Origin of the sequence: Pseudoalteromonas luteoviolacea (assembly GCF_001696455.1) — a bacterium.
Classification (GTDB): domain Bacteria; phylum Pseudomonadota; class Gammaproteobacteria; order Enterobacterales; family Alteromonadaceae; genus Pseudoalteromonas; species Pseudoalteromonas luteoviolacea_C.
Genome location: NZ_MAUJ01000015.1, coordinates 1 through 21425, shown reverse-complemented (window position 1 = coordinate 21425; position 21425 = coordinate 1). Strand labels below are relative to the sequence as shown.

Annotated in this window: 13 protein-coding genes and 1 tRNA gene; 10 read left to right on the top strand and 4 right to left on the bottom strand. The window is 44.0% G+C overall.

The features are described 5' to 3' along the window. The first annotated feature begins 11 nt into the window (after positions 1 to 11). Entirely contained in the window at positions 12 to 1388 is a 1377-nt protein-coding gene (locus A7985_RS23460) for a TIGR03503 family protein (protein WP_065792846.1), read from the top strand. 226 nt (positions 1389 to 1614) lie between these two features. Next, a tRNA-Asp gene (locus A7985_RS23455) sits at positions 1615 to 1691 on the top strand. Positions 1692 to 1960: 269 nt separating this feature from the next. Here A7985_RS23455 and A7985_RS23450 read toward each other — a convergent pair. The 3 genes from A7985_RS23450 to A7985_RS23440 all read right to left on the bottom strand — a co-directional run bounded on the left by A7985_RS23450 (position 1961) and on the right by A7985_RS23440 (position 7892). Further along, positions 1961 to 3694, bottom strand: coding sequence for a HEAT repeat domain-containing protein (locus A7985_RS23450; RefSeq protein WP_065792845.1), 1734 nt, complete (start codon positions 3692 to 3694; stop codon positions 1961 to 1963). Between the two features lie 11 nt (positions 3695 to 3705). Beyond that, entirely contained in the window at positions 3706 to 5649 is a 1944-nt protein-coding gene (locus A7985_RS23445) for a hypothetical protein (RefSeq protein ID WP_065792844.1), read from the bottom strand. Between the two features lie 161 nt (positions 5650 to 5810). Next, the gene (locus A7985_RS23440; protein ID WP_081310708.1) at positions 5811 to 7892 is read right to left on the bottom strand and encodes a winged helix-turn-helix domain-containing protein; all 2082 of its coding nucleotides are present in this window, start codon (positions 7890 to 7892) and stop codon (positions 5811 to 5813) included. Positions 7893 to 8065: 173 nt separating this feature from the next. On the opposite strand from A7985_RS23440, the gene A7985_RS23435 reads away from it, so the two are divergent. The 4 genes from A7985_RS23435 (at position 8066) to A7985_RS23420 (ending at position 13074) form a co-directional block, all read left to right on the top strand. Further along, positions 8066 to 10315 (top strand): DUF5916 domain-containing protein, encoded by a 2250-nt coding sequence (locus tag A7985_RS23435; protein WP_141685437.1) that lies wholly within the window; start codon positions 8066 to 8068, stop codon positions 10313 to 10315. Positions 10316 to 10409: 94 nt separating this feature from the next. Then, positions 10410 to 11312, top strand: coding sequence for an SMP-30/gluconolactonase/LRE family protein (locus tag A7985_RS23430; RefSeq protein ID WP_065792843.1), 903 nt, complete (start codon positions 10410 to 10412; stop codon positions 11310 to 11312). A gap of 92 nt (positions 11313 to 11404) precedes the next feature. Further along, entirely contained in the window at positions 11405 to 11989 is a 585-nt protein-coding gene (locus A7985_RS23425; RefSeq protein ID WP_065792842.1) for an ABC transporter ATP-binding protein, read from the top strand. An 8-nt stretch (positions 11990 to 11997) separates the two neighbouring features. After that, positions 11998 to 13074, top strand: a complete 1077-nt coding sequence (locus A7985_RS23420; protein ID WP_065792841.1) for a DUF6136 family protein — start codon at positions 11998 to 12000, stop codon at positions 13072 to 13074. Between the two features lie 164 nt (positions 13075 to 13238). Here the strand turns inward: A7985_RS23420 and fadE are convergent, their stop codons facing one another. Continuing rightward, positions 13239 to 15689, bottom strand: a complete 2451-nt coding sequence (gene fadE, locus A7985_RS23415) for an acyl-CoA dehydrogenase FadE (protein ID WP_065792840.1) — start codon at positions 15687 to 15689, stop codon at positions 13239 to 13241. Between the two features lie 201 nt (positions 15690 to 15890). On the opposite strand from fadE, the gene A7985_RS23410 reads away from it, so the two are divergent. From A7985_RS23410 to A7985_RS23395, 4 genes are all read left to right on the top strand, one after another. Next, positions 15891 to 16181 carry a DUF6419 family natural product biosynthesis protein gene (locus tag A7985_RS23410; protein ID WP_065792839.1) on the top strand — a complete coding sequence of 97 codons (291 nt, stop codon included), beginning with the start codon at positions 15891 to 15893 and terminating at the stop codon, positions 16179 to 16181. A gap of 59 nt (positions 16182 to 16240) precedes the next feature. After that, on the top strand, positions 16241 to 17371 hold the full coding sequence (locus tag A7985_RS23405; protein ID WP_065792838.1) for a 4-phosphoerythronate dehydrogenase: 1131 nt from the start codon (positions 16241 to 16243) through the stop codon (positions 17369 to 17371). A 2-nt stretch (positions 17372 to 17373) separates the two neighbouring features. After that, positions 17374 to 18390, top strand: coding sequence for an aspartate-semialdehyde dehydrogenase (locus tag A7985_RS23400; protein WP_065792837.1), 1017 nt, complete (start codon positions 17374 to 17376; stop codon positions 18388 to 18390). 270 nt (positions 18391 to 18660) lie between these two features. Continuing rightward, positions 18661 to 21425, top strand: a 2765-nt coding sequence (locus tag A7985_RS23395) for a FimV/HubP family polar landmark protein (RefSeq protein ID WP_305119520.1), incomplete at its 3' end; no start/stop codon positions are given.

The window sequence follows — 21425 nt, the reverse complement described above, 5'->3', positions numbered from 1 at the left end:
GGTAATCATCAATGCGAATTTGGATAGCGGTTTTTAGCATTATATTCAGTTTAAGTGCTCTATCAGAAACCCCTGATATTACGTTGCTAGAGCGCGATGGGGTGTCCAATGAGATCCCGCTGTTAGACAACCGCTTTCGTATTGACCACAACGTTGACAAAATTACCTTATTATTTTTCAGGGCTACTGGTGCGCCTGCTGTGGTGTTAGTGCGCCCGGATGGCAGTAAAATCTATTCAATCCATGCCGTTAAAGATGAGTCATTAGAATGGTTCGACGAAATAAGCTATGACTTAATTATCATTGATAAGCCTATGCCGGGACCTTGGCAAGTACTGGGTCAAATTAAAAGAGATAGCCGTATTATGGTCCTCGGGGACATCGAATTAATCGTCGATCCGTTGCCTCCTTTGTTGTTCCGCGGCGAAATGCTCAAAGTAAATGGCAAGGTTACCAACGACGGTAAACCCATTGATGTGGGTTATTTTCGCGATGTCGTCACTTTATTTGTTGAATTTGTTAGTACCAATAATGAAGAATACGCCAATTTTGGTGCAGGGACTCAAAGTGTCACTGATTTTAAAGATGATGGCAGAGACTTTGATGAGCGGCCGTTAGATGGGGTATTTACCGGTGAGTTTAAGCTCACTTTCCCTGCGGGTGAATGGCAACCTGAGTTTTTTATAGAGACCCCTATATTAAAACGCCGTGTGGTGAAAGATCCTATCGTCATTGCTGAGCCGCCTTTTACTTTTGAATTACAGTTAGCTGATGACGAAGAGTTTGAGCATGAGTTGGTGATCAAGCTCAATAGAGAAATAATCAAGCCAGAAACCGTCATTTTGCAAGGAAAAATACTTTACCCCAATGGGGAAGAGCAGGTTTACACTTTAAACGAAGAAGAACGTTTCTACCGCCAGCTAAAAATTAAAAATTACGACTGGGGTCGCTACAGTGTGCAATTGTCCGCATTTGGTGAAAATATCAATGGACGTGAGTTTATGGCGGCTATTCCAGACTACAACTTTGAAATTGAACGACCCATTGAAAAAGTGCCAGAGCTAACGAAGCCTATTACGCCAGAAGAGCTAATGAACCCACCGGAACCAGAGGAACCGGAAGTAAATACGGCGCTAATTGTGTCCATTGTTGTAGCTGGGAATTTGCTGGTGTTGCTACTAGGCTGGTTAGTGATCCGAGTCTTTGTACAAAATAAACCATTGAAGTTCTCTATTCCATTACCCACTTCTATTCCATTTTTGAAAAAGAAACAAACAATGGACTTAGATGAGCTTGGACCTGAAGGTGAAGGTGAGGACAAAGCGGGGACAGAGGGCTCAGACTCTGGCGATGTACTCAGTTTGTCCATGTCAGATGACAAAAGTTGATTAGCTCACAGCATGGCGTAAATTCTAAGCTGAGTTGTTTTTATGGTAATTTGCCTCAAACCTGCTTGCAGAATAGGCAAGCTGATGCAATTTTCAGCGAGTAACGTCATTAAACGCTAAAAATACGGTTTTTTTCAAAAAAATAGTTGACTCTGAAAGGGGTCATTCGTATTATTCACGCCGCTGTCAGGGAGCACACCTTGTCAGTGAAATACAAAATTATCGCGGAGTGGTAGTTCAGTTGGTTAGAATACCGGCCTGTCACGCCGGGGGTCGCGGGTTCGAGTCCCGTCCACTCCGCCATTTCATACAGTTTTACCCCTCAAATTTTTCCAAATTTCTTATTAATTTCATTTAATCAAACTAAGCAATTTAGTCTGTTGTGTCTGAGTACTGCGTTTTCTAAGCGGTTAAAATGCCAACGAAAGCTTGTAGGTTTATACCCACGAGATAGTTTTACTGGCAAGACAATCATTATCCGGTATTTAAACTTTTCGAATAAGCCTTATGTGGCGTGTATGGCTGTTTAGCCGGGTTTGAAGAGAGGGGCTGTGCTTGCCCCTCATAGTTGGTTATCTGTTGCCGTGAATGGCTTGCATAAGTGCTTTGAGGACCTGCTGATCGCGCTCTTGCCTTAGCAGGGGTTTCAGTTTTTCAATCACACCTTGATGATGAGCACGTTGTTTGGCCAATGCGTTGATTGCTGCAACACGGACCTCGTTGCCTTGTTGCTTATGAGCAAATATCAGCACGTCATCTACTTGGGACTCACTGAGTTGGTTATTACCCATTGCAGAGAGTAGTGCCTGCTTCGCTTTATTATCAGTCTCGATTTTTAGCGATTTTTCGACGTACCCAAGGCTAACATCATTGGGCATCTTTGAGAGTGCCAGCGCAGCCGTGGCACGCAAGTTGGCATCGCCGTTGTTTAAAAACTTAGAAATGCGCTCTTGATGTGCAGAGTCTGCACTATTACCTAGCGCATTCAGCAATGTGGCTTGCTTGTGCTTATCTCGTGTAGTGACAAGCCTATCGGCCAAGGACTCTGTCAGTTGCTCTGCAAACACACTACCAGACTGGTTTTTAGCAATGATGCCCATCACCATTAAAGCTGTGCGAGCGAGTTTGACATCGGTTTTGGATAGCGCCTCATTGTCAATATGCGCATAAAGCTGTTCTACTAAAGCTGGGTTAAGCGGTTGCTCTGCATATTTCAGCGCCATTAAGCTACGAAAGCGCTGATTTTTGTCTAGCTCGGTATCTAAGTAAAGCGTCCCTAAAAGCTGATGAGCATATACAGAATCGCTTTTGCCAATCATCAATAACAGTCGACTGAGCTGCTTATCCGAAAACGCCTGTTGCTTGATAAGCGCGTGCAATGAGGCAAGGTAGATTTGGTTATCGTACAATAGTTGCAACAATTCTGCGCTGGACAAGGCATGTAGGTCTTTGTTGAGCAGCACATTCGTGAAAACCTCAGCACTACTCAGTGGGACTGGCAAAGGTTTTGGGTAGACATTGTCGGCAGAAAGAAGAGGCCACTTAAGCGGGTCCATAGGCAGAGACATAAGAGAGATATCAGCTGCGATGGGCTGTGCTTTTGTTACAAATTTAATCGATTGCGCAACGTCAATTCGGATATCGCCTTTATCACTCTCCACTCGGGTATTGTTGAATCCATTTAACTTTTCTACCCAGCATGCAGATGTTGTGAAAATAAACGAATCCTGCTTGATTTCAGGCTTTTTGAAAGCAAACAATTGCGTTCCCTGAGTCGTCATTGTGTAGCTTAACTTGTGCTTTTGAATAGAGTTGTCCGCAAGCCTTTGGTATTGAATTTTATAGCGACCTAAATTATCACTTTCTTCGAGAATTTTTGGGTTTCGCAGGTCATACTTTTTCAAGTGCTCGATATGAAATTGTTGATAAATTGCGATCAGCTTTTGCTCGTCCTCAGCCTTTAGCTTGGCGGCAAAGTGATATGCTAGTATGTCCCCGGACTGAGCTGCGATTTTTACTGCAAATGGCACACTGTAGTAGCGTGCTTGTATATCAGTATTATCTAGCGTTAATTTTGCAGATGCAAGCTGTAGGCCTAGCCAGTAAAACTTATCGCTTTGCATAAGCGGGCGAAAAACCAATTGCCCTGATACGGACAAACGATTTTGGCTCGGCATGTTAAGTGTTGTCATTTTGGTATTTGCAAGCGTTGTAAAATCGCCCCAGCGAGCACAGTCTTGGCTGGCACTGACACTGCCAAATGGCAGTGTCAGTGTGCAAAGTAATAATGGAATAACCCGATTCATACTTTACTCAATTAAAATTTGAAACTATCGCTGTAGTCCAGCATCTGCCACGTTTTATTATATAGCGCCCCGGTGTCATACAGCGTTTTTGTTGCCGTTTTGGTTGGGAACGAACAGCAGAATTCATAACCCGGGTATTTCACCCACAGGTACAATTCACCTTCAATTGCTTTCATGTGATTGCTGATATCAATGCCGTAGCTGATTTCGGAATCAGTGATTGCTTTGCTGATATCAGTGTATGCGGTTGCTGAGAGCGTGTCCGAAATGATAAGAAAGTCGATGCCAATACCGCCGCTGGCAATTAACAAATCGATGCCCGCAGTCGCATAGGCATCAAGACTTGCTGTTAACACATCTCCACCAATGCTAAAACGTTGATCGGCATATTTAAGCTCAGTACCAACACCAACTTCACCTTTTACGCCTGCTGAGACACTGACCGGCACAATTGCGATGGTGAAGGTTGCAGAGAATAGCTTTTGCTCTTCACTCCAATCATGGGTATAGCTCTCATCCAGCGCAGTGACAGAGTCTGAGTCTGCAATCAAGGAGTTGCCAAGAAATGAAACGCCCATTGCATAGCTGAGAGTACCGTTTGCGCCATCCGCAATTCCGCTTGCGCCTGCAGAAAATAAATTGACGCTATCGTCAAACATGTAAAGATCAAAACCACCGCCAGTGGACGCCCATGCATATCCGCCATCGGTGGCTTTTAAAATAATAAGCGATAAGAAGCTCGGGACCACTGCGACCTTTGACTTATCACCATAGGTATTGCCGAACAAGTCTAATAGTACAAACTGTTCATCTGTTTGCTGTGAGAGCGTTAAGCTTAAGTCTTGTGTTGGGCCGTTAGAAAATGCGCTGCGAGCAGCTCTATTTGCTTCATTGCTGTCAGATAACCCCGGTAGATTGTGCTTTGCTAGGAGCTCGTCACTGGGGGTCGTATCTTGATATAAGCCGTAGGGCACATCGATTGTCAGTGTGTTGTTACTTGTATTGGCTTCTTCAAACTCTGACATATCGTGCAACGTAAAGCGCAGCTGTAACGTGTTTTCACTGGAATCGGGATCGAATGCCTGCTGGATTTTATGTAGCAAGGCACCATTGATTGCAATGTCATATGGGAAGTAGTGGCTTTGCTCAAACTGTGAAAATGAAATTTTCATCTTCTCTGCGTAATGGTCTTCGCCTTCTTGCCAGAAATGTGCGGTGTAGGCCTGATCAGCAACAATTAATTCAGCTGTGACTTGGGCTGTATTGACGCTATTACCAAATTTGCTGGCATCGATATGCCCGATGATATCGGAGCGTTTTTGGCTTGGTTGACCCTCAGAAGTGGTTTCTCTTTGGCCAATATCAGGAAACATCGCAAAACCGTCACCCACGACGACTTTATCTAAAACAAAGTCATGATAATGTGAAGCGTCAATCGTGACTGATGCATAGGTTGTCAAATCGCCTCCTTCATGGCCCCGCGAGCGGTTGTCTGTCAAATCCGCTTCATCAGGAATGATTTTTGCGCTGTCGACGTAAGCCCCGATCAAAAATTCACCACTGGGCATTTGTTCGTTAGGGAACATTAAGGTCGCTGAGAGGTTTTGTACACCAGATTGTAACTGTGCAATGTAATGAGTGCCCAAGTTAAAGCCCTCAGGCTGATCGTCAGTCTCCAATTGTGCAACCTTGTCCTTTGGTATGGCCATAAAAGTTACACCGATATGTTGGGTGTCTAGCTGAATTGTTTCAATGGAGAAATCTAGGGAGATTGGTTGGCCTGGTTGGTATAAGGTTTGTTCAGGCGTCTTTATTTCAGCAAGTGTTACATTAGGGGACTGTGTTACTTCGGGGGAGGGGGCTGGGGTGACAACCTCAACCTTACTTTCACTGCCATCGAAGCAGGCGGTTAATAGTAAGGGCAAGGCTAATCCCAAGTACTTAGAGCGCATCATATGAAAATCACCGTTTTTTGTTATGTCATGCGCTTTTTACCATCAAAAAGTGTAATGATTGTGGAGTCTGTAAAGAAACTTAAGCGCACAGCTGTGGTGTTTACTTTGTCATAAGCCAAGCCAGTGCGCGTTGCGCATCATTGGCTTGACCTTGGTGACCATTACTCTTGATCGTTGGTTTGTGGCTTGATCAGTTTGATGTCAGACTCGACGGATTCCATTTTAGCGACAAGGAGTGCGCCATCAGGGGCAATATCATAATGCCAAATTAGCGGTTCTTCTTTAATATTAGTTACCTCAAAAGGCGCATTTAACGATACTTTCCAGATCAAGTCGGTTTTAGACCATGCTGATTGCCAGAATAGGTCTCCATTTTTGAGTCTGGGGTTCTTGATCATATTAAGGGCTTCACGAGGCAGTTTCGCAAGCACCTGTTTTTGTTCTTCAAAATTAATTAACGATGTGGCGCGATACAATGTACCATCTTTAATCACTATCCAGCTTTTGTCTTCGGTGTGGTAGATGATGAAGTCAGACTCAAAATGGGTTGTACTGAGTAAGTGACCGTCCAAATCGAATGTATTGACCGACATACCGTCCGTTGACCATACCGTTTGATTGTTGCGCCAACCAAATTGTTTCAAAGGTTTTTGGTGTTGGCTTTGGAAGCTTGTTAATACATCCGCTCTATCATAAAGCACTAAAAAGCGATCTCGATTGGCGAGGATTTTACTCAACATCGGATCCCAAGTAAGAAAGTCCACATACTCGTGCCCCTTGTGGAAGGAGAGCTGTTTCACCTCGTTACCTGTATGCAAATAAATTTCACAATACCCTGTTCTGCGAGACATAAATACGGTTTCGCCCAGCTTATTAGTGACCGGTAGATAATCAATACTCGAGCTCGAAAAGATGGGTAAGTTATATTCATCACGAATATTGACTTGCCAGCTTTCAGCGGCGGTGAATATATCACCGGATTTATCTACTGACAGGCTGGTAAACATCCCTTGTGTGGTCGCAAATACGGGGTAAGTTTGCCCGTTTCTATATTTGCCAATGAGGTTGTGATGAGCACTGCCATCATTACTGATAATGCTTTGTTGGGCTGGGTCAAAGTTAAATAACCAAACCGGAAATGTCCAAGTCATGTGGACTTTGCCATCCAAAGAAACCAATCGAGAATGAAATTTGGAATCAACAATGAGATAGTAGATTTTTCCTTCCCAAGCCCGTACGGCTCCCACATAGCTTTCTTCAGGCTCTTTGGGAAGTGGCAGCTTAACGAGTTGATTGTGTCTGTGGCGATACAAATAGGCTTTTTTGCCGTATTTCTCGGTAACTGTGAGGACGAGCTCATCCGCATTTTTCCATGAAGGTGGCGTGATCAAATGACAGGGGATTGGATCGCTACTATGTAAAATTTCGGCGCGGCTGTTACCTATGTGTAAGACGCACGCATCTTTTTGATATTGCCAAAATGCCAATTTTTCTTCATAGGGGTGCCATGTTGGATGCGCAATCCGCGTGTCAAAAGTCTTTTTGAATAATTTTTTGCCAGATTTATCCGTAATTTCTAGGGTTTTGAACTTTTCCACATAAGCCAATAAATTTTTGTCTTGATGCGCCGCAATATTAAATTCGACGCCAAGATCGTAAGTAATATTATGTCTTTCGTAACTTGGCGGTGATACGGGCGAAGGCGTTGTTGAAAAAAATGCGATAGCGCTAAAACACGCGCCAGTTGCAAACAAGAGTGTCCAGCAGTGTTTTAGCAGTGTATTTTTTATACGCGCAGGAAAAGGCGTCGCGATGATGGACTGAGTTGCTTTTTCTCGGTTTGTATCGCCGACGGACATTGTTTTTGTGTAGGGTGAGTCCGTATTTATCTCTGGTAAAAATAAATAACCTTTTTTAGGTACTGTTTTTATATAGTCTGGGCTGCGAGCATTATCTTTTAATTCTTTACGCAGTTTGGTTAAAAGTTGATAGAGGCTATTTGCTTCGACAATGGTATTAGGCCAAAGCGCGTCATTGAGACTTTCCCGACTTATTACTTGGCCTTGCTGAGTAAGCAATATGAATAATAGCCTTGCGACTTGGGGTTCCAGTTTGGTGGCTGAGTGTGTCTCTAAATTCCAAAGTTCATCTTTCTCGGAGTCAAAACGCCAGTGCAGAAAGTAAAAGCATGTAGGCGCTACTTTTAGCACGTCAGTGGGTGGATTTGGTAGAGAGTTACTCACGTGGGCCTCCTGCCAAGCTTGTTATCAATATAGGTTCACCTAAAGGTAACTGGCTTCAGGATAAAGTCAATCTTATTCAGCTTTATCAAATCATTCTTCAGATAAAAATAAGCTTTTCTGACCAATATTTTTGCTTAAGTAACAACATTATATGAATTGTTTGGAGTAGAAGTATGAGCGTGTTGAAACCTGGTGTTATGGCCTTGGGGTTCTTTTTTGGCGTGCCTTTCTGTTACGGCCAAGAAATGCAAGTTGATGGTAAGTTGGATGAATCCGCGTGGCGGTCAGCAATCGATTTCTCGACTTTCTTTCAGGTGGTGCCAGCAACGCATGCAGCATATGAAAATAGAGTGGCAGCAAAAGTATTGGCCAATGAGCAGGGGATATATATTGGCATAATTAACTATCAGCCTGAAACCCAAAGAAAAAAGCAATTTAATCTTCAAGATGGTTTTATGCAGGGAGAGTTTAATCGTATCTATCTCGACTTTTCCGGTGATGGTAGTAGTGCTTACTTATTTGCGACAACTTTAGGAGGGGGAAAGCAAGACGCTGTCGTGACTCCACAGCGCACAACGGATATGGATTGGGATGGTGATTGGGAAAGTGCATTTGATGAGCAACCGCTATACTGGTCGAATGAAATCTTTGTGCCTTGGCACAGTGTGTCATTTTCACCAAAAGTGGATGCAGCGGGTGCTGCGACCATTGGGGTTGGAATTCAACTTTATGATTTAAAATCTAATAATATTTTTGCCAACCAAAAACAGACCATAGGTAACAGTGACTTTTTCTTGAATATGCCCAAAATAGAAGTGGCCATTCCTCAGCAAAGCCAGCTTAACTTTGTGCCCTATGTGAGCTATCAGCATCACTTCGAGCCGCGTCAAAACAAAAGTCATGAAGCCGATGTGGGGTTTGATCTATTTTATAAACCTGCGCATCACCAAACCTTGTCATTTGCTGTGAACCCTGACTTTGCGCAAGTAGACAGCGATGATGTTGATGTTAACTATTCCGCAGTGGAAACGCTACGTACGGATAAAAGGCCTTTTTTCACGCAAGATATTAGTGTGTTTAGTATCGGTGCGTTGCAAGACACCAAATTAATTCATACCCGTAGAATTGGTGCCGGCAGTGATGATAACCGTGAGTTGATCACGCCAATTGACGCAGCTGTTAGATTTGTACACCAAGGAAAAAGCGTACAGTGGGGCGCGTTCGCAGTAAACGAAAATAGTTTGGACAGTGGCGCGGGAAAAGACTTTTACGCAGGTCGGTTTAGTTATCGTTCGACTAATTGGCAGTCAGGTGTATTGGCGACCCATGTAGAGCGGCCATGGTTGGATCGCAGTGCACAGAGTTTAGCGTGGGATAGCCAATACCAAGATGACAAATGGTCGATGCAGAGCGCGGTGTTGTTGAGCCAAATTGATGAAGGGGACTCGCAATCGGGCAATGGCCTGTCATTGAATCTCGGTTATCAATTTACTCCCAATACTCAGCTTGAAGGGCAATTTTTGCGTTTGAATGATGGCTTTGACAACCGTGATATGGGTTACATGAAACGCAATGATTGGCAATATTCAAAACTTGCCTACAGCCATGCTGTCAATGTGGGTAATGACTGGTTAACGCGAATAAAGCATACACTTAATATCAGCTATGAGGCCAATGCAGAAGGGCTGAAGTTACCTGCTAGACAAGGTTATAAAGCACAATTGATGCTCAATAATGGCGCTCAGTGGAGCGTGCATTTGGACCAAGTTCGATCAGGTTGGCAAGACAACATTGGCGCAAACAGCGAGCCCTTCTTTTTACCCACTGTATTTGAGACCCGTGTGCTTTATCAGAGTCCTTATACGGGTGAGTTTAGTTGGGCTGCCAGTGTTGAGTTTGATCAGGAAGGCTTGAGCGGTGATGCCTTACAGTTAGCACTGGACATGACTTGGATGCCGCACGCCAACTGGAATATTAAGTTTAACAACTATTATCGAGACGGTGACGGTTGGCTGGTGGCAACTCAGAAAAATCAACTGTCAGAGTATGACAGAACGTTGTTTATAAATACCTTAAAAGTGAGCGCTCTGATTGCAGAGAATTTAGAGTTCTCGAGCACTTTGCAATGGTCAATCCTTGAGGCGAAGAGTAAAGGGGTTTATGACATTATCACTGACGGGCTAAACAGACACGCCAACACAGATACAAGTTTTGAAGATGCACGACTGATGTCTCAGTTTAAGTTACGCTATCGGATGGGGGCGTATTCTGATGTTTACCTGGTCTATCGGCGAGGTGGCACACAGTTAAATATGTTGGATAAAAACCAAGTAGGGCAAAGTTCGTGGTTGGAAAGTGTCAAAGATAATTGGACTAAGCCAATCGAAAACAGCGTGATACTAAAAGTACGCTATTTGTTTTAATGCGCGAGCGAAATTACGAGTAGCTGTGTGAATAAAACTCAATTCACAAGCGTGGGTCGGGGTTGCATACTGACAATTTTTACAGGGAGCGAGCATGAAATTTACTATCAGTACTGCATTATTGGCAGTGGGGTTACTATCTGGGTGCCAACTACTCGACCGCTCGACGGCGAATTATTACGAAGCAAAAGATTGGGTGGAGGATGGCGTATTTACGCAAGGTGTTGAAGGTCCTGTTGTTGGTAAAAATGGTGTGCTATATGCGGTTAACTTTGCCCAGCAGGGCACGGTAGGGCAAATCACAGAAAAAGGGACTGCAAGCCTCTTTGTTACGCTGCCAAAAGGCAGTATTGGCAATGGATTACGCTTTGACCGCTCAGGGAATATGTATGTTGCAGACTATCTAGGGCATAACATTTTGCGTATTTCACCGGATAAAAAGGTCTCCGTGTTTGCCCATGAGCCCGCAATGAATCAACCCAATGATCTTGCCATTCGAGATGATGGTACGCTGTATGCGAGCGATCCCAATTGGCAGGAAGGTAATGGGCAGCTATGGCGTATTGATACAAATGGCAAAGTGGTGCGCTTACAAGAAAATATGGGCACGACGAACGGCATAGAAGTTAGCCCAGATAATACGGTACTTTATGTCAATGAGAGCATACAAAGACGTATTTGGTCTTTTCCAATTAAACACAATGGTGAAATCGGCGAGGCGTCACTATTTTATCAGTTTGAAGATCATGGCCTTGATGGAATGCGTACCGATGTGAATGGCAATCTTTATGTCGCTCGTTATGGTGCTGGTGAAGTTGCCATTATTTCTCCACAGGGAGAGTTACTAAGAATTGTTAAACTTAAAGGGCAATACCCGACAAATATTGCATTTGGTGGCGAACACGGTCAGCAGGTCTTTGTTACCATGCAAAAACGGGGTGCCATCGAAACGTTTATGACTGAATTTGCAGGGCGCGCTTTTGCAGGCTTTTACTAGCGCATGCTCGATATGTTTCGAAACATTTTTTAGTTTCCTTATTTCGGTCCTCGTTTGTTAGTATCATTGAAAACAATGATGTTCGAGGGCTTATGATAAGCATTAAAAATCTGACCAAAGTGTTTTTACGCGACCCTATTTTTGATAACTATAGCGCGGAATTTAGAGCGCAAAGGGTGTGTGTTGAGGCCGCCAATGGACTAGGGAAAAGCACGCTCTTTACCTTAATTGCAGGTGTTGACCGAGCATATCAAGGAAAGATTTTATTCGATAATAAAGAATACAAAGAGCCTCAAAAGGTCGTTGCGTTGGCGTCAGATGCTATCGTATTTCCTGACTTCTTGACTGCACAGCAAGTGCTGGCTATGACAATGAAGAGCTGGAATTGCGCAATGCCAGATGAGCTAATCTCAGTGTTACAGTTCTCATCGTTTTTAAATACGCGTGTTTGTGCTCTGTCGTCAGGCAACTTGAAAAAGCTCCAACTTATCAATGCGATTATGCGAAATACGCCATATTTAATTTTAGATGAACCAAGCGCAGCATTAGATACTGCAAGCGTTCATAAGCTAGTGGAGTATCTGAATACCTCGACCAACCAAATTTTAATGAGCTGTCACGATCCTGACGTTTTTATGCAGATTGGATTCGAGCATCAGCCTTTGTTTGCTGAATAGGATAGCCAATGCTGCACTATTATCACTACCGTTTACGCGCATTTAAGGCTGAGCTACGCATGCTTGGTAAGCAACTAGAGCAATTCACACTGCTCGTAAGTGCGATGTTTTTTATTTATTTACCAAGCCTTGTTATGGGTATTTTCTTTGGGCTCGGAAAGTTGGTAGAAAGCGACTCTGTGCGTTTAACGTTGGAGGTGTCATTTGGCTTTTTACTTATGCAAAGCCTATTAATACAAACGATAAAAAGCGGGATCTTAGATAGCCATCATCGCACTTTTCATCATACTCTGCTTTCCAATCGTGTGCACAAATTCATTGCTGATCACAGCCTATTGTTACTGTCCCACTTGTTATTCTTAGCCGCCTTTGTGATGGCTGTTTCTATGGGGTGGGCAAACCTTATGAAAGCGCCTCAATTGCTCATGTTTATGGGGGCGCAATTTGCGTTAGCCGTGCTGCAGCTATATCGGCCAAAGAGTGCCTTTTTGAGCTTATGTGTAGCGCTAGGGCTGGTTTATATTGTTAATTCTGTAATGGTGTACTTTCTTACAATTCTGGCTGTTATGGCGGTTGGTGCATGTATCAAACCGCGGCCAACTCACTACAAAGTTGCGGCTATATCAGCCTATGGGTTTTGGACACAGTTAGTCATTGAGCAACCTTGGATGGTGTTATGGAGAATTGGTATGAGTACCTTAACCTATTGGTGCACGATGATCATTGTTACTGAACGGCCAGACTTATCAAGCTATTACAGCTTAATGGCATTGTTGTTCAACTTACTTTGGTGGAGTAGTTTATTATTGGATACCAATAAACAGGTCATTGTACACCGAGGTTTTTGGCAAAGCCTTGCGATGTTAGATGAAATGCAGCATAGCCAGTATTTGATGGTGATGATGTGTACGACTGTGGCCTGGCTAATAGGTGTGTTGCTGTTTGGTATGGGGGTTTTCGAGATTTCGATTTTACTCGTGACGCCACTGATGATGCTAGCGATTGTAAAGCGGCCAAAAAGCTTAGCGCTAGTATGGGCGACGTTAGTTATTGGCATCATGCTGAGTAAAGTGCTGTTTGGCTAACAGGGCACAAATACTCGTCAATGCGGGGGATTTACGGACCTTGTATCAGAATAAACCTGAAGTCGATGATTAAATAGACATAAAGATTTTGAACAGTGAACTGATGCTGATTTCAATATACATAAAAAAGGCCGCTACAGCGCTTTTTATGTATTTAACATGAACTACGCGGCGTTCACATTGCTGTCTACAATGCGAGCTTTACCTGCCAGCAGGTCAGCTGGGTCAAAGTCATCGACATTGATGACTGCCAGGCGTTTCGCTTCAACGGCCGCCAACGTATCAGCCTCTTGCTGAGTTAAGATACCGTTTTCAAGTCCCATGTGTGCCACTTTATCAAGTTGCATAAAGGGAAGTTTCTGCCCTTTTGCACGACAAACTTTATCGAAAATAGGCTCAACAGCTAAGATATCTTTTAAAGTTTGTTCTTGCTTGCCGATTAAGTTCAATGGTTCATCTGTGGTGTAGATATAGTTTGCTAGGCGCTCACGAGACTCATTAGGCGTTTGTAATAACTTAGCAATATCGTGTTCCATCTCATCTGTCGGCTTGCGCACTGGACGGCCAAACGGGAATAGCATGAGCTTAAGTGCAGCGCGCAGTGCCATAGAAGGCATATTGTTGATCAAGTCTGCTAGCGCGCGTTGACACAGATATAAGTGCTCCTGACAAGCCCACTTCACAAGTGGCAGATCTTCTTTGCGACGGCCTTCGTCATTGTAGCGTTTTAGGGTTGCAGAAACTAAGTATAGATAGCTCAGCAGATCACCTAAGCGAGCGGAAATACGTTCTTTACGTTTTAATGAACCGCCAAATACAGCCATGCAAATGTCTGACATCAATGCGAGTGAGGCACTGAAACGGGCTGCATTGCGGTAGTAATCAGCTGTTTCGTCATTGAATGGTACTTTACTAAAGCGGCCACCCGTGATCGCCAACCACTTAGTACGAACAAGGTTGGAGATGGTAAAGCCGATATGGCCCATTAATGCTTTATCAAAACTGTCTAATGCTTCTTGCTTATCTTTAATATTACAAGCATTCAATTCCGAAAGCACAAATGGGTGACAGCGAATAGCACCTTGACCGTAGATAATCATATTACGCGTAAGAATGTTCGCGCCTTCTACTGTAATTGCAATTGGCGCGCCTTGATAGCCGCGGCCTAAATAGTTATTTGGACCAAGGCAGATGCCTTTACCACCATGAATATCCATTGCATGAATGGTTGATGCGCGCATTTGCTCTGTCAGGTGATACTTCAGGATAGCCGAGATAACAGAAGGCTTTTCACCCGCATCGACCGCTCCAGTAGACATGCTTAGTGCAGCATCGCTGCTGTATGCGTAACCGCCAAGCTTGGAGAGTGCTTCTTCAATCCCTTCCATCTTACCGATTGGCAATTTGAATTGACGACGAATACGGCTATATGCACCACTTGCAAGGGCCAGTGTTTTTATGCCACCGGTAGAGTTAGAAGGCAATGTAATCACACGTCCAACAGATAGGCATTCGACCAGCATTCGCCAACCTTGTCCCGCCATTTTCGGTCCACCGATGATGAAATCTAACGGTACAAATACATCTTGACCGCGAGTGGGTCCATTTTGGAATGGCACGTTTAACGGGAAGTGACGGCGGCCTATCTCTACACCAGGTGTAGAGGTTGGGATAAGGGCACAAGTGATGCCAATATCTTCTTTATCACCAAGCAAACCATCAGGGTCTTGCATTTTGAAAGCAAGGCCGAGCACAGTAGAAACGGGTGCTAAAGTAATATAACGCTTATTCCAAGTGAGACGAATACCTAGCGTTTCTTTACCTTCCCATTCGCCTTTACAGACCACGCCAAAATCAGGAATAGATGACGCATCAGAGCCAGCTTCTGGTGAGGTCAGTGCAAAACAAGGGATTTCGTCACCTACAGCAAGGCGCGGTAAGTAATGGTCTTTTTGCTCTTCAGTACCGTAGTGTTGAAGCAGTTCCCCCGGGCCGAGTGAGTTAGGTACACCCACAATCGAAGAGAGCAGTGTGGATTTACTCGTTAGTTTTTGAAGCACACAAGATTGTGCGTAAGCTGAAAACTCAAGACCACCGTATTGCTTTTTGATGATCATAGCGAAGAACTTGTTATCTTTGAGGTACTGCCAAACTTCTTGTGGCAAGTCAGTGAGTTCATGGGTTGCTTCCCAATCATCCAGCATGGCACACACTTCTTCAACTGGACCATTTAAAAAAGCTTGTTCTTCAGCAGTTAATCTTGGTTTTGGAAATTGATGTAGCTTATTCCAGTTAGGATTGCCACAAAATAAATCAGCTTCCCACCATGTCGTTCCGGCATCAATGGCAGATTTTTCGGTTTCAGACATCGTTGGCGTCACTTTTTTAAATGCTGTAAAAAGCGGCGCTACCACATACTGTTGGCGGATATTGGTTACAGAGAACGGCACCGCAATGGCTAAGAATATAAGCCAAGACAAAGCACCAAAGGCATCCGCAAAGGTGCCTACGACAAGAGTTGCAGCTGCAACACCTAAGCAGGTATTCCAGCTAGCGCGATGATAACAGGCCACGCTGACCAGTGCTATCAAGGCGAGGGTGAATAAAAGTGTCATGTTGTTCTTCCTTATTAGAGGTCTGACCACATGGTTAGGCTAGCTTGTCTGACCAGTTATTTCAAGCAAAAAAGCCCGATATTGTTCATTTTAGAAGCCAGTTTTGTACCTTGCCAATGGCCCAAATCACTTAAAAATTGTTCAATTGCGAATTTTGTAAACTTATCTATATTACAAAAAAGTCCTAAGGAGGGGATATTTATGCAATTGAGTAATATATGTATCATTGTGATTTCATTCGTGGCGATGTTGCTGAGTGTTGAGGCGTATGAACATGCAGTCTTTATTAATTTTATCAGTAGTATTGTGTGTGCTTGTTACGCTTATATTGGTGCGCAACATACCGCTTTTTTCCTTGCTTGGTGTAATGTTCAAGCCTTTATCTTCAGTCCGATTGTGAATGTTTCAGAGCAGCCAAGCGTCAAGCTCCTCGTATTGTTCTTACTCTGCTTAATGTTCATTGCTTTGGGAATTGGTGCGAGGCGGAACTAGGGTCTTGTCGAGAGCTGAGTTACAATGGCATTCCGTGCAATGTGTAGGAAAGATGTTAAATGAAGATCTTGGCTGATCAAAATATGCCGCTGGTGGAAGAGTTTTTCTCAAGTTTGGGGCGCGTAGAGCGTTACGATGGGCGCACAGTTACCGCAGAGCAAGTGCATGCGGCGGATGTGTTACTGACTCGATCTATCACTCAAGTGAATGCAAACCTATTGGCACAAGCACATAATTTGAAGTTTGTCGGAACCGCGACGATTGGTGTTGACCATATAGACCAGACGTATTTAAGTAAACGTGGAATAGCATTCTCGAGTGCGCCGGGTTGCAATGCAATCGCCGTCGCGGAATATGTCATTAGTGCGTTGTATGCATACAGTCAAGATCGTGATGTTTTGCTGCGCGGTAAAAAGTTGGCCATTGTGGGTGTCGGTAATATAGGCAAGTGCTTAGCGCAAAAGCTGAAATACAGTGGTATTGAGTTGATTCTATGTGATCCAGTTCGCGCGCAAGAGGGAACGCTTGATGAGCATGTTGATATTGATACGGCGTTAGCTGAAGCTGACTTTGTTACGTTTCATGTGCCACTTGTGAAATTTGGTGAGCATCAGACCAAACATCTACTAAATGAAAAGAGAATTAAAGCTTTGAAGCCAGGCATGTTAATTATTAATGCCAGCCGTGGTGACGTAATTGACAATCAAGCCTTGTTGCAAGCAAAACAGTCAAAACAGCAGCTCGAATTGGTATTGGATGTTTGGGAAAATGAGCCCGCCATATTAACCGCACTGATGGATGAATGTTTATATACGTCAGTACATATTGCAGGACATACTTTAGAGGGGAAAGCCAGAGGCACACAAATGCTATACGAAGCACTTTGTAAAACCTTAAAGTTAGCCCCAACTAAGCAACTTGAAGCATTCTTACCAATTCCTGTTATAGGCCACTGTAGCCTCAATGAAACACTTGATGAAACAGATTATGGCCGTATTGTGCATATGATCTATGATATTCGCCGTGATAATGGTTTAATGCGAGCGAATCTAGAAAGTCAGGGGTTTGATGTGCTGCGTAAGCAATATCCGGTGAGAAGAGAGTTTTCTACATTGAGTGTATCTGCGCCGCAAGCCCACCAGCAAAAGCTGCAACAATTAGGCTTTCGAATAGAAAAGAATGAGGAATAAGCATGTCGCAAAAATTTAACGTGGCGGTACTTGGCGCAACAGGCCTAGTGGGTAAACAAATTATTGAAACACTGGCTGAGAGAAAGTTTCCCGTCGATACTTTATACCCATTAGCTAGCAGCCGCAGTGCCGGTGAAGAAATTGACTTTATGGGCGAAAAAGTCACTGTACTCGACGTTGAAGAGTTTGATTTTTCGCAGGCACATATCGGCTTATTCTCTGCTGGTGGTAGCGTATCTGAAAAATATGCACCTATTGCTGCAGAGGCTGGCTGTGTGGTCATAGATAATACATCACACTTTAGATATGACTACGATGTTCCTTTAGTTGTACCTGAAGTTAATGCATCCAGTTTAGCTGATTTTAGAAATCGCAATATTATTGCCAATCCAAACTGTTCAACCATTCAAATGATGGTTGCATTAAAGCCCATTTATGACGCTTATGGTATTGATCGTATCAATGTATCTACGTATCAGGCAGTATCTGGCGCAGGAAAAGAAGCGGTGGATGAGCTTGCAAAGCAGACCGCAAATTTGATGAATGCGAGACCTATGGAAAATGAAGTATTTCCAAAGCAAATTGCATTTAACGTGATCCCTCAGATAGATACATTTCAAGATAACGGGTATACCAAAGAAGAGATGAAAATGGTCTGGGAAACTCAAAAAATCTTGGGCGATAGCAGCGTAATGGTGAACCCTACTGCGGTGCGTGTACCTGTATTCTTCGGGCACGCTGAAGCGATTCATTTAGAAACTCGTATGCCTTTTGATTTAGAGCATGTAAAACAGCTACTGAATGATGCACCTGGGATTGAGTTGATTGAAGATGAGCAGGACTATCCGACACCGGTTGGCGATGCTAGCGGTAACGACACCGTCTATGTTGGTCGATTAAGGGCTGATATCTCTCACCCTATGGGATTAAATTTATGGGTGGTTTCTGACAACACCCGCAAAGGTGCTGCAACAAATAGCATTCAAATTGCTGAAGAATTAATCGCAAATTACCTTTAATAAAAGTGTGGGGTGAAAACAATATGGCAGCATTTTGCCCCACATTCTTATAAATTCATTTCTATTTACCACCTTCCTGATTTATAAAACATTTTCAAATTAATACTAAAGGACTATTCTGATGTTAAGATTCAATACGTTGGCAATGGATATTCCCTTACAACTGGTTTATAGTTTGCAATTGGAACAGAGCTTGCAAAAAGCAAAGATGAGCAAATTTTTTATTCGCTTACTAGTTGGGTAAGTGGTCACCTGAAACAAAGGAACAGCATGCGCGGTTTAGCCTTATTTTGTATCCTAGCATTGGCTTTCATAACATCTCCCGTTCACACTCAAGAAGGTACGGTGTTGAAAGGTCCAAAAGGCGTTGATTACGGGCTGGAAGGCCGATCAGTCGGACCTATCAGATCTTCTGATACGCTGTGGCGAATAGCGCAAAAAATCAGGCCCGATGATTCGGTTTCCGTCTATCAAGTCATGAAAGCTTTGTATGACAAAAACCCCAATGCTTTTTTAGATCAAAACTTAAACCACATGCGTGATGGCGCGTATTTACGTATTCCTACCTTGGCAGAGATCCGCCGTGTAAATGCATCAATTGCAAAACAAAAATCCGATCAAGACGATGTACTTTGGGAGCGCAAGAAAAACGGTACGTTGAATCAAGCGGATATAGAGGCTGCGAGGAAACGTGTAACACAAGCCCGTAAAGTAGATGTTGAGCAAGCGCAAAAAGAGCTGACCAATCAGCTTAGAAATTTGAGAATGGAACAAGACTCTAAGTTGCTTGAATTGCAGAACGAATTTAAATCTTCGGTAAGCAGTGTTGAAGAAATATTAGAAGAAAACAACGAACTAAGAAAACAGTTAAGTGACATCTCGGACGAGCTGCAAAATGTAAGAGAACAGCTTGGAAAAGACAGTGAGATTCAGCAGCAGTTGAAAGTTGTAATTGATATGCAGAGCGAAATGATCGCTCAGCAAGAAGCACAACAAATGGCGCAACAAGAAGCTGGTTTGGGTGAAATGTTGTCTAACCCTCTGGTTATTGCTTTATTGGCAACCATTCCAGCATTGCTCGTAATCGGAGGTTTAGTGCTGTTTATGCGTAAGCGTAAACAGGCAACCGAGGCTGCGAGTGAAGACGATGACTTCCTACCACAAGCGCCGGTGGCAGCGGCTGCAGCAGCTGGTGCTGCGACATCGGCTACAGCCGCCGTAGATCCGCTCGATTTAGATATGCCTGGTACAGATGAAATATCACCGCTAGATGAAGGCGTGCAGCTTGACGATGATATTCTACCTGAAGATGATGACATCGTGTTTGATTCCCTAGACGAAGAAGATGGTTTTGAAACAGGTAGCAGCACGCTAGATCAAGATGAACTAGATAGCTTGTTAAGTGATGATATCGTATTTGACGATGAGTCCGATGCCACAGAAAGCAGCGATGATTTAGATGATTTCTTACAGCAGAGTTTTGACGAAACGGATGACGCGCTTGGTGATGAAGTCACTCTGGATGTAGAGGATGGCGCCTCTGATAGCGATGATATTCTCAGCGCAGACGATATCGACGACTTGTTCAATGAAGTCGGTGACGAACAAGATGACACTTTGGATGTGAGTGATGATGCGCTGGCTGCACTTAGTGAGGAGTTGGCGGACGAATCGGATACACAAACAGAAACCAGCAGTGATGAACTAGATTTAGACGATATAGACAGCTTAATTGATGAAGCAGCAGACGTTTCGCAGAGTGAAGTTGCAGATAGTGCTGATGATTCTGAGAGTATTTTAAGTGCTGACGATATTGATGATTTGCTCGATGGCGCATTGGACGAAGATGAGCAAAGTGATGCTGATGACGCATTAGAGCTGGGCGATATCGATGACTTAATTGATAGCGCAGCTGAAGAGCCAGTTAGCGAAGAACAGCAAGATATTGATAATTTACTCGCGCAAGCTGAGCAAACAGAAGAGATCGCTGCAGAAGATGATATTGATGCGCTACTTGCTGAGGCTGGCGGTGATACCGTCGATGAGCAAGACAAACAGCCACTGATTGAAGAGCAGGGTGAAACCGAACTTGATGACATTGATGAGCTATTAGCGGAAGCCAGCGAAGAACTCCCAGATGCAAATGTGGAATCCGAGATTTCAGAAAGTGGGCTTGATGATATCGATGAATTGTTGGCAGAAGCCAGTGGCGAAGTTGGCGAAGAGCTTGATGAAGATAGCCTAGGTGACATTGACGACTTACTGGCCGATGTCGCTGATGAAGATGCGCTACTTGAAGAACCTGACACCACACCAGAGCGTGAAGCGTTTGATACTGAGCTCGGCGCAGCGCTGGATGAAGATAGCCTAGGTGATATTGACGACTTACTGGCCGATGTCGGCGATGAAGACGCGCTACTTGAAGAACCTGACACCACACCAGAGCGTGAAGCGTTAGATACTGAACTCGGCGCAGAGCTTGACGAAGATAGCCTAGGTGATATTGACGACTTACTGGCCGATGTCGGTGATGAAGATGCGCTACTTGAAGAACTTGACACCACACCAGAGAGTGAGGTGTTAGACACTGAACTTGGTGAAGAGCTTAATGAAGATAACTTAGGTGATATCGATGACCTGCTGGCTGATGTTGGTGATGAAGAAGCATTACCTGAAGAGCCAGACACTTCGCATGAAGAAGAATTCTTAAATGATGAGCGGGGTGAAGATCTTGCTGAAATTGGACGCAATGAGGAAATTGAGTTAGAGCAGGCTTCCCGAGTAGATTCTGGTCACTTAGACGGAATGCTTGATGAAGAGGAACATATCCCCCAAGGTTTTGAATCACCGGAAGCTGAGCCAGAACTAGAAGCTGAGCCAGAACTCGAAGCTGAGCCAGAACTCGAAGCTGAGCCAGAACTAGAAACTGAGCGAGAACTAGAAGCAGAGCCAGAGCTAGAAGCAGAGCCAGAGCTAGAAGCAGAGCCAGAGCTAGAAGCAGAGCCAGAGCTAGAAGCAGAGCCAGAGCTAGAAGC